The 13,925-nt window shown below is 62.3% G+C and carries 13 protein-coding genes; 9 read left to right on the top strand and 4 right to left on the bottom strand.

Annotated elements, in window-relative coordinates; all coding sequences use genetic code 11:
• Nucleotides 1–6 precede the first annotated feature (6 nt).
• The 9 genes from nuoN (at nucleotide 7) to BMX61_RS03645 (ending at nucleotide 10,618) form a co-directional block, all read left to right on the top strand.
• On the top strand, nucleotides 7–1,449 hold the full coding sequence (gene nuoN / locus BMX61_RS03685) for an NADH-quinone oxidoreductase subunit NuoN (RefSeq protein WP_075628906.1): 1,443 nt from the start codon (nucleotides 7–9) through the stop codon (nucleotides 1,447–1,449).
• A gap of 23 nt (nucleotides 1,450–1,472) precedes the next feature.
• A complete protein-coding gene (locus BMX61_RS03680; protein ID WP_075629190.1) occupies nucleotides 1,473–2,213 on the top strand; it encodes a biotin--[acetyl-CoA-carboxylase] ligase in 741 nt (246 codons plus the stop codon).
• Nucleotides 2,214–2,325: 112 nt separating this feature from the next.
• A complete protein-coding gene (locus BMX61_RS03675; RefSeq protein WP_075628905.1) occupies nucleotides 2,326–3,996 on the top strand; it encodes a ribonuclease J in 1,671 nt (556 codons plus the stop codon).
• Nucleotides 3,997–4,001: 5 nt separating this feature from the next.
• The gene (gene mce, locus BMX61_RS03670; protein ID WP_075629189.1) at nucleotides 4,002–4,427 is read left to right on the top strand and encodes a methylmalonyl-CoA epimerase; all 426 of its coding nucleotides are present in this window, start codon (nucleotides 4,002–4,004) and stop codon (nucleotides 4,425–4,427) included.
• A 67-nt stretch (nucleotides 4,428–4,494) separates the two neighbouring features.
• Entirely contained in the window at nucleotides 4,495–4,764 is a 270-nt protein-coding gene (locus BMX61_RS03665) for a DUF1467 family protein (protein WP_075628904.1), read from the top strand.
• 620 nt (nucleotides 4,765–5,384) lie between these two features.
• Complete coding sequence (gene proS / locus BMX61_RS03660; RefSeq protein WP_075628903.1) at nucleotides 5,385–6,713, top strand: proline--tRNA ligase; 1,329 nt, start codon at nucleotides 5,385–5,387, stop codon at nucleotides 6,711–6,713.
• Between the two features lie 15 nt (nucleotides 6,714–6,728).
• Entirely contained in the window at nucleotides 6,729–8,036 is a 1,308-nt protein-coding gene (locus tag BMX61_RS03655) for a lipoprotein-releasing ABC transporter permease subunit (protein WP_075628902.1), read from the top strand.
• 13 nt (nucleotides 8,037–8,049) lie between these two features.
• Nucleotides 8,050–8,736 (top strand): ABC transporter ATP-binding protein, encoded by a 687-nt coding sequence (locus BMX61_RS03650; RefSeq protein ID WP_075628901.1) that lies wholly within the window; start codon nucleotides 8,050–8,052, stop codon nucleotides 8,734–8,736.
• Between the two features lie 148 nt (nucleotides 8,737–8,884).
• Nucleotides 8,885–10,618, top strand: a complete 1,734-nt coding sequence (locus BMX61_RS03645) for a hypothetical protein (RefSeq protein ID WP_092742295.1) — start codon at nucleotides 8,885–8,887, stop codon at nucleotides 10,616–10,618.
• 136 nt (nucleotides 10,619–10,754) lie between these two features.
• Here the strand turns inward: BMX61_RS03645 and BMX61_RS03640 are convergent, their stop codons facing one another.
• The 4 genes from BMX61_RS03640 to BMX61_RS03625 form a co-directional block, all read right to left on the bottom strand.
• On the bottom strand, nucleotides 10,755–11,447 hold the full coding sequence (locus BMX61_RS03640; protein WP_075628900.1) for a ParA family protein: 693 nt from the start codon (nucleotides 11,445–11,447) through the stop codon (nucleotides 10,755–10,757).
• Between the two features lie 257 nt (nucleotides 11,448–11,704).
• Nucleotides 11,705–12,805, bottom strand: coding sequence for a protein-glutamate methylesterase/protein-glutamine glutaminase (locus tag BMX61_RS03635; RefSeq protein ID WP_075628899.1), 1,101 nt, complete (start codon nucleotides 12,803–12,805; stop codon nucleotides 11,705–11,707).
• A gap of 4 nt (nucleotides 12,806–12,809) precedes the next feature.
• On the bottom strand, nucleotides 12,810–13,661 hold the full coding sequence (locus BMX61_RS03630) for a CheR family methyltransferase (protein WP_075628898.1): 852 nt from the start codon (nucleotides 13,659–13,661) through the stop codon (nucleotides 12,810–12,812).
• Nucleotides 13,662–13,682: 21 nt separating this feature from the next.
• A partial coding sequence (locus BMX61_RS03625) for a chemotaxis protein CheW (protein ID WP_170854896.1) occupies nucleotides 13,683–13,925 on the bottom strand: 243 nt, incomplete at its 5' end.

Genomic DNA, 13,925 nt, shown 5'->3' with positions numbered 1-13,925 from the left:
ACCGCAATGACTGTTGAAGCACTTTATGCCAGCCTTGGCCTTTCGCTGCCCGAGCTGATTCTGGCCATCGGCGCGCTCGCGCTCTTGATGGTCGGCGTCTTCCTCGGCGAGAAGGCCACGGGCCTCGTCAACTGGCTGGCCATCGGCGTGATCGCCCTGGCCGGTATTGTCCTGCTGTCGATGAACGGTTCGGGCGTGGCCTATGGCGGCGCCTTCCTGGCCGATCCCTTTGCCCGGTTCATGAAGCTCGTGGCGCTGCTTGGCTCAGCCATCGCCTTGTTCATGACCACAGGACAGGCCAAGCTCTACAATATGAACCGGTTCGAATATCCGGTGCTCATCCTGCTGGCCACGCTCGGCATGATGCTGATGATCTCGGCCAATGACATGATGTCGCTCTACATGGCGCTGGAACTGCAGTCGCTGGCGGCCTATGTCGTCGCCGCGATGAACCGTGACGACGTACGCTCGACCGAAGCCGGCCTGAAGTATTTCGTGCTCGGCGCGCTGTCATCAGGCATGCTGCTCTATGGCATGTCGCTGGTTTACGGCTTCACCGGCCAGACAGGCTTCCCGGAGATCGCCGCCTTCCTGTCCTCGGGCGGACGTTCGCTCGGCGTCATCTTCGGCCTGGTCTTCATCCTCGCGGGTGTCGCCTTCAAGATCTCCGCAGTTCCGTTCCATATGTGGACGCCGGATGTCTACCAGGGTGCACCGACGCCGGTGACCACCTTCCTCGCCAGTGCACCAAAGGTCGCGGCCATCGCCATGATCGTGCGTGTGGTCATCATCGCCTTCCAGCCGATCACCACGGACTGGCAACAGGTCATCGTCTTCATTTCGATCGCGTCGATGTTGCTCGGCTCCTTCGCGGCCATCGGTCAGAAGAACATCAAGCGCCTGATGGCCTATTCGTCGATCGGCCATATGGGCTATGCGCTTGTCGGTCTCGCCGCCGGTTCGCTGCAGGGTGTCCAGGGCGTGATCCTCTATATGGTCATCTACATGGTCATGACGCTGGGCAGCTTTGCCTGCATCCTGGCCATGCGCAGGCCGGATGGCGAGCATGTCGAAAATGTGAGCGATCTCGCCGGCCTGTCGCAGACCAACCCCTTCATGGCCGTGGTGCTGACCGCGCTGATGTTCTCGCTTGCCGGCATTCCGCCGCTCGCCGGCTTCTTCGCCAAGTACTTCGTCTTCCTGGCGGCGATCCAGGCGCATCTCTATGCCTTGGCGATCATCGGCGTGCTCGCCTCCGTGGTTGGTGCCTACTACTATCTGCGGGTCGTCAAGCTGATGTGGTTCGATGACGCGAAGGGCAGCTTCGCACGTCCGGAAGCGTCGCTGCGTCTTGTCTACAGCCTCTCCGGCCTGTTCCTGATCGGCTACCTGCTGATCGGCGGGCCGCTGGGTGCGGCAGCGGAAGCGGCAGCGCGGACGTTCTTTTGACGCGCCTTGACCGAAACCTGAAGATGGCGGAGCTGGACCGGTTCCGCCATCTTGCGTTTGACGAGATCCCCTCGACCAACAGCGAGGCCTTGGCCGCTGCCCGCGCGGGCGATCCGGGTCATCTGTGGATCACCGCGCGGCGGCAGAGCGCAGGCCGTGGCCGGCGCGGCCGCGCCTGGACTTCGGTTGATGGCAATCTCTATGCGTCGCTGCTGCTGATCGAGCCGGCGCCGCTCCTCGCCCTTCAGTCGTTGCCGCTTGTGGCAGCGCTCGCCGCGCATGAAGCTGTCGCGTCCGCGCTCCCGCTCGGCATCGAAGCGCGCATCAAATGGCCCAATGACATTTTGATCGAAGGACGCAAGGCCGTCGGCATCCTGCTGGAAAGCGAGGAACTGCCCGATGGCCGGCGCGCCGTGGTCGCCGGGATCGGCATCAATGTGGCGCAGGCGCCCGATCATGGCCTTTATCCCGTGACATCGATTCGCGAACTTGGTGGTACGCTGTCGGCGGACGAGGTTTTTGCGCATCTTTACCGTTCCATGGCGGCAGGTCTCTCGCTCTGGAATCGCGGTGAAGGACTTCGCGCCATCGTGGCGGCCTGGCGCAGCCGCGCGGCCGGAATCGGCGAGCGCATCACGGTCAATCTGCCGAACGGCTCTTTGTCCGGGACCTTTGAGAATATTGACGAGGAAGGACAACTCGTCCTGCGCGACGACGGCGGCGCGCACAGGCTGATTTCGGCCGGCGACGTGTTCTTCCACTAAAAGACATGGCTTGGCGCCCGGCGCAGGCAAAGAGATGGGAATGACATCAGGCGCGTTCGGCGGGGCATAGGCCAAGCCGTCCGCGGTGCTGAGAAAGGTTTTAGACGTTACCATGACCAAACAGGATGAACTGGTCTTCCTGCCGCTCGGCGGGGTTGGCGAGATCGGCATGAATCTGGCGCTCTACGGCTTTGGCCCGCCCAGCAAACGCGAATGGCTGATGGTGGATTGCGGCGTCACCTTTCCGGGCCCGGAACTGCCGGGCGTCGATCTGGTGCTGCCGGACATCCGCTTCCTGGCCGAGGAGCGCAAGACGCTCAAGGGTATCGTCATCACCCACGCGCATGAGGATCACTATGGCGCCTTGAACGACCTCTGGCCCGGGCTTAACGTGCCGGTCTATGCCTCGCCGTTCACGGCAGGCATGCTGGAGGCCAAGCGTCAATTCGAGCGCAGCCGCTCGGAAATCCCGGTGACGATTTTCAAGCAGGGCGATACGATCAGGGTCGGCTCCTTCGAGGTCGAGGCGATCGGCGTTAATCACTCGATCCCCGAGCCCATGGCTCTGGCTATCCGCACGCCGCTCGGCACGGTCGTTCACACCGGCGACTGGAAGATCGATCTTCAGCCCTCTCTCGGTCCGCTGACGGACGAGGTCCGTCTGCGCGCGCTCGGCGATCAGGGCGTTCTGGCGATGATGTGCGATTCGACCAATGCTCTGCGCGATGGCGTGTCGCCCTCCGAGGAAGAGGTGGCCGCAAGCCTGACGAAGCTGATCGAAGCGGCCGAGGGGCGCGTGGCCATCACCACCTTCTCGTCCAATGTCGGCCGCATCCGCTCCGTCGCCCGCGCCGCCGAGGCCGCTGGGCGCGAGGTGCTGCTGATGGGCTCCTCGATGAAGCGCGTTGTTGCCGTGGCCCGCGATGTCGGTTTGATGGAAGGGGTCGGGCCCTTCATCGATGAGGAGGATTTCGGCTATATCCCACGCGAGAAGGTGGTGGTAATCCTCACCGGCAGCCAGGGTGAGCCACGTGCGGCACTGGCGAAGCTGTCGCGCGACGAAATGCGCAATGTGGCGTTTTCCGCCGGCGATACCGTGATCTTTTCGTCGCGCACCATTCCGGGCAACGAAAAGGCCATCAGCGATATCAAGAACGGGCTGATCGAGCAGGGCATTATCTGCCTGACGGACTCGGACGCTTTGGTGCACGTATCGGGCCACCCGCGCCGCAGCGAGCTGCGTCAGATGTATGAGTGGGTCCGGCCGAAGGTGCTGGTGCCGGTGCATGGCGAAGCCGCGCATCTGACCGCCCATGCCGAGCTTGCCCGGCAATCCGGTATTGCCGAGGTACCGCGCTTGCGCAACGGCGAAATCCTCCGTCTGGCGCCAGGTCCGGCCACGGTGGTCGGTGAGGCGCCACATGGGCGCATCTTCAAGGACGGATCACTGATCGGCGATTTCGAAGAGATGGGCATCGGCGCCCGCCGCAAGCTCTCCTTCGCCGGTCATGTCTCCGTCAATCTCATGCTGGACGGGCGGCTGGATATTGCTGTGGATCCCGTCGTCGTGCCGATCGGTCTGCCCGAATATGACGATGAGGGCGAAGACATGGAGGACACGCTTTACGACGCTGTCGTCAGCGCCGTCGAAAGCATTCCGAAGGTCAGGCGCAAGGATCTCGCTTTGGTGCAGGAGGCGGTGCGCCGTGCTGTGCGTGGCACCGTCCATGAGGTCTGGGGCAAGAAGCCAGTCGTCACGGTCTTCGTCAACAAGGTCGGCTGATGTCCATGCTGGGACCGGTGAACCATATCGCGCTCGCCGTGCCCGATCTTGCCGAGGCGATGGCGCGCTATCGCGATCGCCTCGGTGCGCATGTCAGCGCTCCGCAGGTGCTTCCCGACCACGGGGTCACGGTCGCCTTCGTCGAATGCGGCCCAACCAAAGTCGAGCTTCTCGAGCCATGGGGCGATGCCTCGCCCATCGCCGCCTTTCTTGCCCGCAACCCGACAGGCGGTCTGCACCACATCTGCCACGAAGTGGGCGATCTGCTGGCCGCGCGAGACCGTCTGGTCTCTGAGGGGGCGCGCATTCTTGGCGATGGCAAGCCGAAGATCGGCGCCCACGGGCGCCCTGTTCTCTTCCTGCACCCGAAGGATTTCTTCGGCGTGTTGATCGAGCTTGAAGAGGTAAAGCCCACTTCCGCAGAGGCTTGAAGCGGGATAGGTTCGGCGCGTAGCCGCCATTCAAAGGCGGAGAAGCCGCGCTGCCGGGGAGGGTGCCGTGCCGATCTTTTCGATCATCGCCATCTATTTCGTGATCTGGTGGCTGACGCTTTTCGTCGTGCTTCCCGTGGGCATGCGCAGCCAGGCCGAAGAGCACGAGGTGGTGCGCGGGAGCGCCGAAAGCGCGCCGGCACGCTTCAACGCCCTGAAGGTGTTCGGCGCCACCACCATTTTGGCCGCGCTGATCCAGACCGTTTTCTACGTCCTGATGCATGTCTACGGACTGAGCGTCGATTCGATTCCCCGCTTCGCGCCCGTGTTTTACTGAGCATCGCAGCGACGACTTTCCGAGCTGGGAGATGGGCGAGCCATAGCCAGAATTACGGAGGGCCGACCCTCGTCGATCTGTTGCTCCACCGGATGAAACAGCGCAGTCAGACGCGCAAAAAAAAACAAGGCCAGAAGCCTTGTTTTCTAAGTTTCGCGTGATCCGTTTCCGTTACCGGCGGCAGCGGGCGAGCGCGCCTAAGATCTTATCCTCCCAAGACTTGACCGCGAAAGTCGGCAAGAAATTGTTCTCCCTGCCTGTTTTGTGAGCCGAAATTAGCCCAAAGATTAAGCTCTGTCACGCGCTTTTTTGCAAAATTGCGACATCCTCGGAAAAATTTCCCCAAGCGGGAAAACGCCGTAATTTCGCCGTTTCGCGAGGGTTCGACAGCGTGCCGAAACAAGCTAGGCGCTTCGGCACGCCGTGAGGGGATGCCACGCAAGGACCAAGCGAAGGCGCATCCTGGCGGGTTTTCTTCGCCGCGCGAACCGTTTAAGAACGCCGATGCGTCGCCGTCCGAAGCCTCTCGGCGGCCGACCTCGTGCAAACCCGTCTGAGCGTGCTTCGATCCGATGAAGAGGGATCGCAGGCCGCTGCCGAAGAACCTTGGAACCCTGTTCATGCGCCTGTCCCGCTACTTCATGCCGATCCTGAAGGAAAATCCGAAGGAAGCGGAAATCGTCTCGCACCGGCTGATGCTGCGCGCGGGCATGATCCGCCAGCAGTCCGCGGGGATCTATTCCTGGCTGCCGCTCGGCAAGCGCGTTCTCGACAAGGTCAACGCCATCATCCGCGAAGAGCAGAACCGCTCCGGTGCCATCGAGCTTCTGATGCCCACGCTTCAGTCAGCCGAGCTCTGGCAGGAAAGCGGGCGCTACGACGATTACGGCAAGGAAATGCTGCGCATCAAGGACCGCCAGGAGCGGCCGATGCTCTATGGACCGACCAATGAGGAGATGATCACCGACATCTTCCGGTCCTCGGTCAAGTCCTACAAGGATCTGCCGCTCAATCTCTATCATATTCAGCTGAAGTTCCGCGACGAGATCCGTCCGCGTTTCGGCACCATGCGCTCGCGCGAATTCCTGATGAAGGACGCCTATTCCTTCGATCTCACCCGCGAAGCGGCGCTGCATGCCTACAACAAGATGTTCGTAGCCTATCTGCGCACCTTCGACCGGCTGGGCATGCGCGCCATTCCGATGCGCGCCGATACCGGCCCGATCGGCGGCAATCATAGCCACGAGTTCATCATCCTGGCCGACACCGGCGAATCGGAAGTCTTCTGCCACAAGGATTTCGTCGACTTCGACATTCCCGGCATCGACACCGATTTCGACGATGTGGCAGCCCTTCAGGGCATCTTCGAAAAATGGACCTCGCGCTATGCCGCAACGTCCGAAATGCATGATGCCGCTGCGTTCGACGCGATTGCCGAAGGCGAGCGCGTCTGCGCGCGCGGCATCGAAGTCGGCCATATCTTCTATTTCGGCACGAAATATTCCGAGCCGATGGGCGCCAAGGTGCTTGGTCCCGATGGCAAGGAACATCTGGTTCACATGGGCTCCTACGGCATCGGGCCGACCCGCTTGGTGCCGGCGATCATCGAAGCCTCGCATGACGAGAACGGCATCATCTGGCCGCAATCCGTCGCGCCGTTCGATGCCGTCGTCATCAACATGAAGGCGGGCGATGCCGGCTGCGATGCCGCCAGCACCAAGATTTATGGCGAACTCGGCACCGCCGGCCTCGACATGCTCTATGACGACACCGACGACCGCGCCGGCGCCAAGTTCGCGACGGCCGACCTGATCGGCGTGCCGTGGCAGGTGATCGTCGGGCCGCGCGGTGTTGCCGCCGGCGAGGTGGAACTGAAGAACCGCCGCACCGGCGAGCGCGAGACCCTGCCGATCGACGCGGTCATCGCCAAACTCGGCGCCACACGATAATAGGACAATGACGCGATGACGGCTGTCCCAGCAGACACCACGGCGGACGAGGCGGCCAAGCGACCGTCGAGCCGACCCTTCTCCGCTTTCGAGCGCATGGTGGCGTGGCGCTATCTGCGCTCGCGCCGCCGGGAAGCCTTCATCTCGGTTATCGCCGGTTTTTCCTTCATCGGCATCATGCTCGGTGTGGCGACGCTGATCATCGTTATGGCGGTGATGAACGGTTTCCGCACCGAGCTGATTTCGCGCATTCTCGGCATCAACGGTCATATGATCGTCCAGCCGCTCGACGGCCCGCTCGACAATTACGCCGATCTCGCCGCCAAGTTTTCGGGCATAAAGGGCGTGACCATGGCGATCCCGATGATTGAGGGGCAGACGCTTGCCTCCGGCACCGGCGGGGCGGGCACCGGCGCGCTGGTGCGCGGCGTGCGGCCGGAGGATTTCGGCAAGATGTCGGCCGTCTCTGGCCATATCCGCTCCGGCGATCTCAAGGCCTATGCCGATGGCACAGGCGTGGCGATCGGTTCGCGCATGGCCGATCAGCTGGGCTTGCAAGCAGGTGGCACCATCACGCTGGTGGCGCCGGAGGGCGATGTCACGCCGATGGGTGTCAATCCGCGCGTGAAATCTTACACCGTCTCGGCGATCTTCGAGATCGGCATGTCGGAATATGATGCCTCGATCATCTTCATGCCGCTCTCTGAAGCTCAGCTCTATTTCAACGCCGAGGGCATCGCCCAGTCGATCGAGATCTTCGTCGAGAAGCCCGATATGGTCGATAGCCTGCGCAAGCCGGTGGAGGATACCGCAGGGCGGCCGATCCTGATCACCGACTGGCGCGACCGCAACAAGACCTTCTTCTCCGCCCTCCAGGTGGAGCGCAACGTCATGTTCATGATCCTGACCCTGATCGTCTTGGTGGCCGCGCTCAACATCGTCTCCGGTCTGATCATGCTGGTGAAGGACAAGGGCAGCGATATCGCGATCCTGCGCACGATGGGCGCTTCGGCCGGTTCGGTCATGCGCATCTTCTTCATGACAGGTGCGGCGATTGGCATTGTCGGCACGCTGGCGGGCGTTGCGCTCGGCATTGTCGTCTGTCTGAACATCGAGTCGATCCGCCAATTCTTTTCCTGGGTCTCCGGCACGACACTTTTCAACCCGGAGCTCTATTTCCTCAGCCAGTTGCCGGCCGAAATGAACCCAGGCGAGACCCTGTCGGTCGTTGCCATGGCTATCGGTCTGTCTTTCCTGGCCACCATCTTCCCGGCTTGGCGGGCCTCGCGGCTCGATCCGGTCCAGGCGCTGCGGTACGAATAAGGTGATACGAAGCATGGCCGCGCGCGTGGTACTCGAACTTTCGGCCGTCGAAAGGCACTACAGCCAGGGCGACAAGGCTCTGTCGATCCTCAAGGGGGCGGACTTTCGCCTGAATGCCGGCCAAACCGTCGCGCTCGTCGCGCCGTCTGGAACAGGCAAATCGACGCTTCTGCATCTGGCCGGGCTGCTGGAACGCCCGGATGCTGGCGATGTGCTGATCAATGGCCGCTCCTGCGGCACGCTTGGCGACGAGGAGCGCACGCGCGTCCGCCGCCATGAGATCGGCTTTGTCTATCAGTTCCATCATCTCCTGCCGGAATTCACGGCCATCGAGAACATCATGATGCCGCAGCTGATCGGCGGCCTGTCCAAGGCGGAGGCGCGCGAGCGTGGCGCAGCGCTGCTCGACTATATGCGCATCGGCCACCGCGCCGACCATCGCCCTTCGGAACTCTCAGGCGGCGAGCAGCAGCGCGTCGCCATTGCGCGCGCGGTCGCCAATGCGCCCTTCGTGCTGCTGGCCGACGAGCCGACCGGCAATCTCGATCCGGAAACGGCAGGCTACGTCTTCGAGGCGCTCAAAGCCCTGGTCAAGCAATCAGGTCTTGCGGCCATGATCGCCACGCATAATTATGATCTCGCCCGCCTGATGGACCGCCGTGTGACGATCGAGGATGGCCAGGTGGTCGAACTGGACTGAAGGTCGCGACGCGGAATTGCCCGTCTGTCGGGAGGCGGGTTTAAAAACGGGTAACCGTCTTCGGCATCTGATTTGATTGCGGTTTGTGCATTTACCTCGAATTTCGAAATGGCCTTTAGGATGGCACCGTTAACGACGGAGTGTCATCGTGGTTCTAGCAGCACGCAGGGATGACCTGAGCCCTTACAGTCCGCGTGCGGCGCTTCTTGACAAGCTGTCCGCATCGCAGGCCCATATCGAGCAATGCTTCCTCAAAGCGGGCGAAACGCTGGTTTCCGTGATGGAAATCGTCGGCAGCCTGATCGCCACGCTCGATCAATTCACGGGTACGCTGGGCGGCGAAACCACGGCTGCCACGATCCGCGATCTGCGCCAGGCCATTGCCGATCTCGCTGCCCTGCCGGAAACGGCGGCGTCGCGGCAGAACGCGTTTGACGAAATTGCCCGCGTCTGCGGAGAAACGGTGGGCCATGTCGAGGACATGCGCGAAACCTTCCGCTATCTCAGGACCTTCGCCATCTCCGTGAAGATCACGGGTGCGGGCATCGAGGAATTTTCCGGGTTCGCCGATGAGATCCGCGAGCGCATCCAGTCTGGTGCGAGCGAAATCGACAGTTTCGCCCGACAGGTCGGCACTATGAGCGGAGAGCTCGACAAGGCCAAATCCTTCAGTGACAGCGTGTTGACCGACTTCCGGTCGACCGTGCCGGCGATCGTCTCCAGTCTTGACCGTAGCGCCGGCCTGCTGACGCAGGAACACAAGGATATGTCGGATATTGCCGACGATGTTCGCGCGATCGCAAACATCGTCCAGAGCAAGATTGCCACCGTCTTGTCGGCGCTGCAGATTGGCGACATCACCCGTCAGCGCATCGAGCATGTCCAGGAAGCCTTTGCGATCCTGGATGAGTTTACCGGCTCTGCCGACGGCGCCGGGCTGACGGACGACGAGCGTCATGATCTGGAGCGCGCCGTCTTCGCGCTGGCGCAAGGCCAGCTGGACGAGATGGTGGAGGATTTTCGCGGCAAATGCGCGAGCATCGCCACCACCATTGCCAGCTTTGCCACCGATGCCTCGCAGATGTTGTCGCAGCGCGAGCGGCTCGGTGCCTTCAACGTTCAGTCCGAGAAGAACATCCTCAAGGCCATGGAGCGCGATATCGGCCATGCGGCTGGCCTCGCAACCGATATCCAGAAACGCGGCATGGAGTCCGATACGCTCGTGCACCGCGTCAGCGAGGGTGTGCGCGTGCTCTTGAGCGGCATCGAGGTCGTTCGCGGCATCAAGACCGACATTCACTATATGGCACTGAACTCCAATCTCCGCTGCTCGCGTCTCGGTGATGCCGGCCGTGCGGTGAACGTCGTCAGCGGCGAGCTGCGCACCTTTGCCGGCCGCTTGGAAGAGCCCGCCGATGCGGTCATGGCCTGCATGCAAGCCGTCCAGTCCGTTGCATCGACGCTGCTGGAGCGCCAGACGGCAACGGAAACGCACGACGTCGCGTCGCCCTTGAAGGATGCGCTCGTCTCGATCGGCGCTGCCTCCCAGGCAATGGATGGCGGGCTGCAGGAGGTGACGCGGCAGGGGGATGCGGTGTTCTCCCGCATCATGTCCGCGGTCAATTCGCTGGATTTCGAGAGCAAGCTCGGCGCAGTTCTCGCCGCTTCGGCCGAGATTGCCCGCGGAGTGGTCGAGCGCAACGGCCTACCGGAGGCGCTGCCACCTGCCGCCGAAGCGCTTGGTAACCGCATCTTCTCGATCTACACCATGGTGCAGGAGCGGCAGATCCATCTCAGCCTGCTGCCGGGTGGCGCGGTGGAAGCGCATATCGAGACGGCTGCCAAGACGGATGAAGAGCTGTTCGACGATGCGCTTTTCTAAAGCATGTCGCGCAAAGCCGTGTCGCAGTTTTGCGAGATCGACATACGGCAAAACGAGTGCCTAGGCATCGAGCGCGAATCTAAAAGATCGCGAGACGCTTTAGCCGCTTGGCACATCGCGTCTGTGACGAGAGCCGTCAGGCTGCGCTGGCAGCCTGGCTTTGCCGGCGCAAGGGCACAAGCAGCTCCACCTCGTTGGCGAAGCTTTCGGCATTCTGGATCGCCTTGGCGAGATTGCTGACCCGCTCCGGCTGCATTTGATGCAGAAACACCCTGTATTCGAACATATCGCGGAAGGCCGAGCGCTCGATGATCGGTGTCTGCAGAAGATTGACCTCCCGCTCGGCCAGAAGCGCCTTGACGGCCAGCAGCGCGCGCGTCGTCACCATCGGATTGACGCGCGACAGCACCACGGAATGCGGTATGCGGATATTGGCCTTGCGGTCGAGATAGCTCAGCAGCTCGATGACCTGGGCGCCGCCCTGCGCGTCCATCGAACTGCCCTGAATCGGAATCAGCACGTGATCGGACATGCCGAGCGCGGTCGCCAGCAAAGGCGACTGGGCGCCCGGGAGATCGACGATGATGTAATCGCAGCTCGACCGATATTGCTCGATGGTGCGTTGAAGCGCACCGAGGGACACGAAGGTTGCAACCGTCAGATTGGGCTGCGGCTCGGACATTTCGAACCAGCGAGAGATCCAGCGCTGCGGGTCGGTGTCGATGATGCAGATCCGGTAGCCGCGCCGGACGAATTCCGTAGCCAGCAGCAGGACCGCCGTGGTCTTGCCGGCGCCGCCTTTTGAATTGGCGAAGGTAATGACGGGCATCGTACTCTCCAGCGCATCCCCGCAAGCCTGCGTCGCTTGCTCAGCCACACTGCATGCAGGCTGATGGTGCTAGTGCACAATTGTCGACTCTGATGGTTACCTGAGGCTTAACACAGCGAAGCGATGGCAAAAGGAATGCCAAAGGCATGTCGCTTGGGAGGGGGCGGAGCAGGGGAGGTGTGGCAGAATGGAGCAGCGCTGTTGGCAGGAGAAGGCCGGCCGGCGCACCTCTCGGGCGTACCGGCCGGAGCGTTCAGTCAGCGGCGACGATCTTCGGCAAGGATTTCGCTGGCCAGAAGTGGCAGGCCGAGGATCTTATCGACGCCGCCACGGGCAATGGCTTCCTTCGGCATGCCGAAGACGATCGAGGTCGCTTCGTCCTGCGCAACCGTGTAGGCGCCGGCCTGCTTCATCTCGAGCATGCCACGCGCGCCGTCGTCGCCCATGCCGGTCATGATCACCGCCATGGCATTGGAGCCGGCAGAGCGGGCGGCCGAGCGGAACAGCACATCGACGGATGGACGATGGCGCGACACGAGTGGACCCTGACGCACGGAGACATGATAGCGCGCGCCCTGGCGCTCCAACAGGAGATGATGGTCGCCGGGCGCGATCAGCACATGGCCCCGCAGCACGGGATCACCGTCCTGCGCCTCTTTCACCTCGACTTCGCAGAGCGTGTTCAAGCGCTTGGCAAAGGCGGCCGTGAATTTCTCCGGCATGTGCTGGACGATGACAATTCCCGGCGAATTGGCCGGAAGCCGTTCGAGAAGCTCGCGAAGCGCCTCGGTGCCGCCGGTGGAGGCGCCGATGCAGACGACCATTTCCGTCGTGCGCGCCATGGCCTTGCCGCTTGGTGGGGGCAGCATGACGTCGGCGGTCAGCTTCTCGGCCGGGCCGGATGCAGATGCACTGCTCGACCGGGCGGAGACTGTGGAACGCCGCGTGCCGATGCGCGCATGCGCCGCGCTTTTGACGACCTCGCAGATGCGCATCCCCTGTTCGGCCAGATGATCGGCCGCGCCGATCTTCGGCTTCAAGATCACGTCGACAGCGCCCGCTTCGAGCGCCTGCATCAGCGTTTCGGTGCCTTCCTCCGTCAGCGACGAGCACATGACCACCGGAATCGGGCGCTGCGACATCAGCTTGCGCAGGAAGGTGATGCCATCCATGCGCGGCATTTCGACATCGAGCGTGATGACATCAGGCACTTCGTCCTGAATGCGCTTTGCGGCGATGAAGGGGTCCGCCGCCGCGCCGATCACTTCGATCGCGGGGTCGGACTGGAGGACGGAGGTCAGCGTCTGCCGAACGCTGGCCGAATCGTCAATGATCAGAACGCGGATTTTGCCGCCCAAGCGTCTACTCCCGAATGAAGATGGTATTGGCGATCTGGCGAATGGGAAGGGTCAAGCCTGCTACTGTTTCGGAATGACCGATGAACAGATAGCCGCCCGGCGCCAGACATTCGCAGAGCTGCGAGAGCACATGTTGCTGGGTTTTCTTGTCGAAATAAATCAGCACATTTCGGCAGAAGATGATGTGCATCGGCTCGCCGACGCGGTAGCTCTCGTCCATCAGGTTCAGCCGCATGAAGCCGACATTGGCCCTGAGCTGCGGCACGATTCGCACTTCGTCCCGTTCCGGGTCGATCGCGGTCATGACATAGCGGCTGCGCATGGCGCGTGGCACAGGCACCACCATGTCGCTGCTGTAGATGCCCTTGCGCGCTCTCTGCAGAACGTCCGTCGACAGATCCGTGGCGAGGATCTGATAGTCGGGGCCGCGCTGCTGCTGGCGATAATCTTCCAGCACCATGGCCAGCGTATAGGGCTCGGCGCCGATCGAGCAGGCCGAACTCCAGACGCGCAGCTTGCGCGTTCCGAGCGCCTTGAAATGCGGCAGAACGTCCGAGGCCATGTAGTCGAAGTGGTTCGACTCCCGGAAGAAGTCCGTCTTGTTCGTGGTGACGGCATCGATCAGGTGAATCGTTTCGCTTTCCAGCCCGTCGCCCTTGAACAGATATTGGCAATAGGCGTCGAAATTCGAATAGCCCGTCGCCCTCAAACGGCGGCGCAAACGCCCTTCGAGCATGGTGATCTTGCTCGGCGGCATCTTGATGCCGCTATATTTGAAGATGAAGGTCGATAACCGATTGAAATTCTGTTGGCTCAAGCGGTCGTCGGCCGAGATACGAACTGCTGCTTCACTCACCGTGGCACTTTCTCAACGGGATCAGGCAACCGCGCGCTGCGGGGCGGCGGCGGCGGTGATGGCGGGGGCGCTGTCGGAAAAGAGGCGGGCGAGATCGATGATGATGACGAAATCGCTCGGCCGGCGCACGACGCCGCGGATATAGTCGCAGTTCCAGGCGGCGCCGATATCGGGCGCCGTCTCGATGGCATCGTGACGGAAGGGCGTGACCTCGAAGACCTTGTCGGCGACGAGGCCCAGCGCCAGCATCTTGTCGGCGATGGG

The sequence above is a fragment of the Xaviernesmea oryzae genome, from assembly GCF_900109605.1.
GTDB lineage: Bacteria > Pseudomonadota > Alphaproteobacteria > Rhizobiales > Rhizobiaceae > Xaviernesmea > Xaviernesmea oryzae.
The sequence above is the reverse complement of the archived record's forward strand: the minus strand, read 5'-3'. Positions and strand labels throughout refer to the sequence as shown.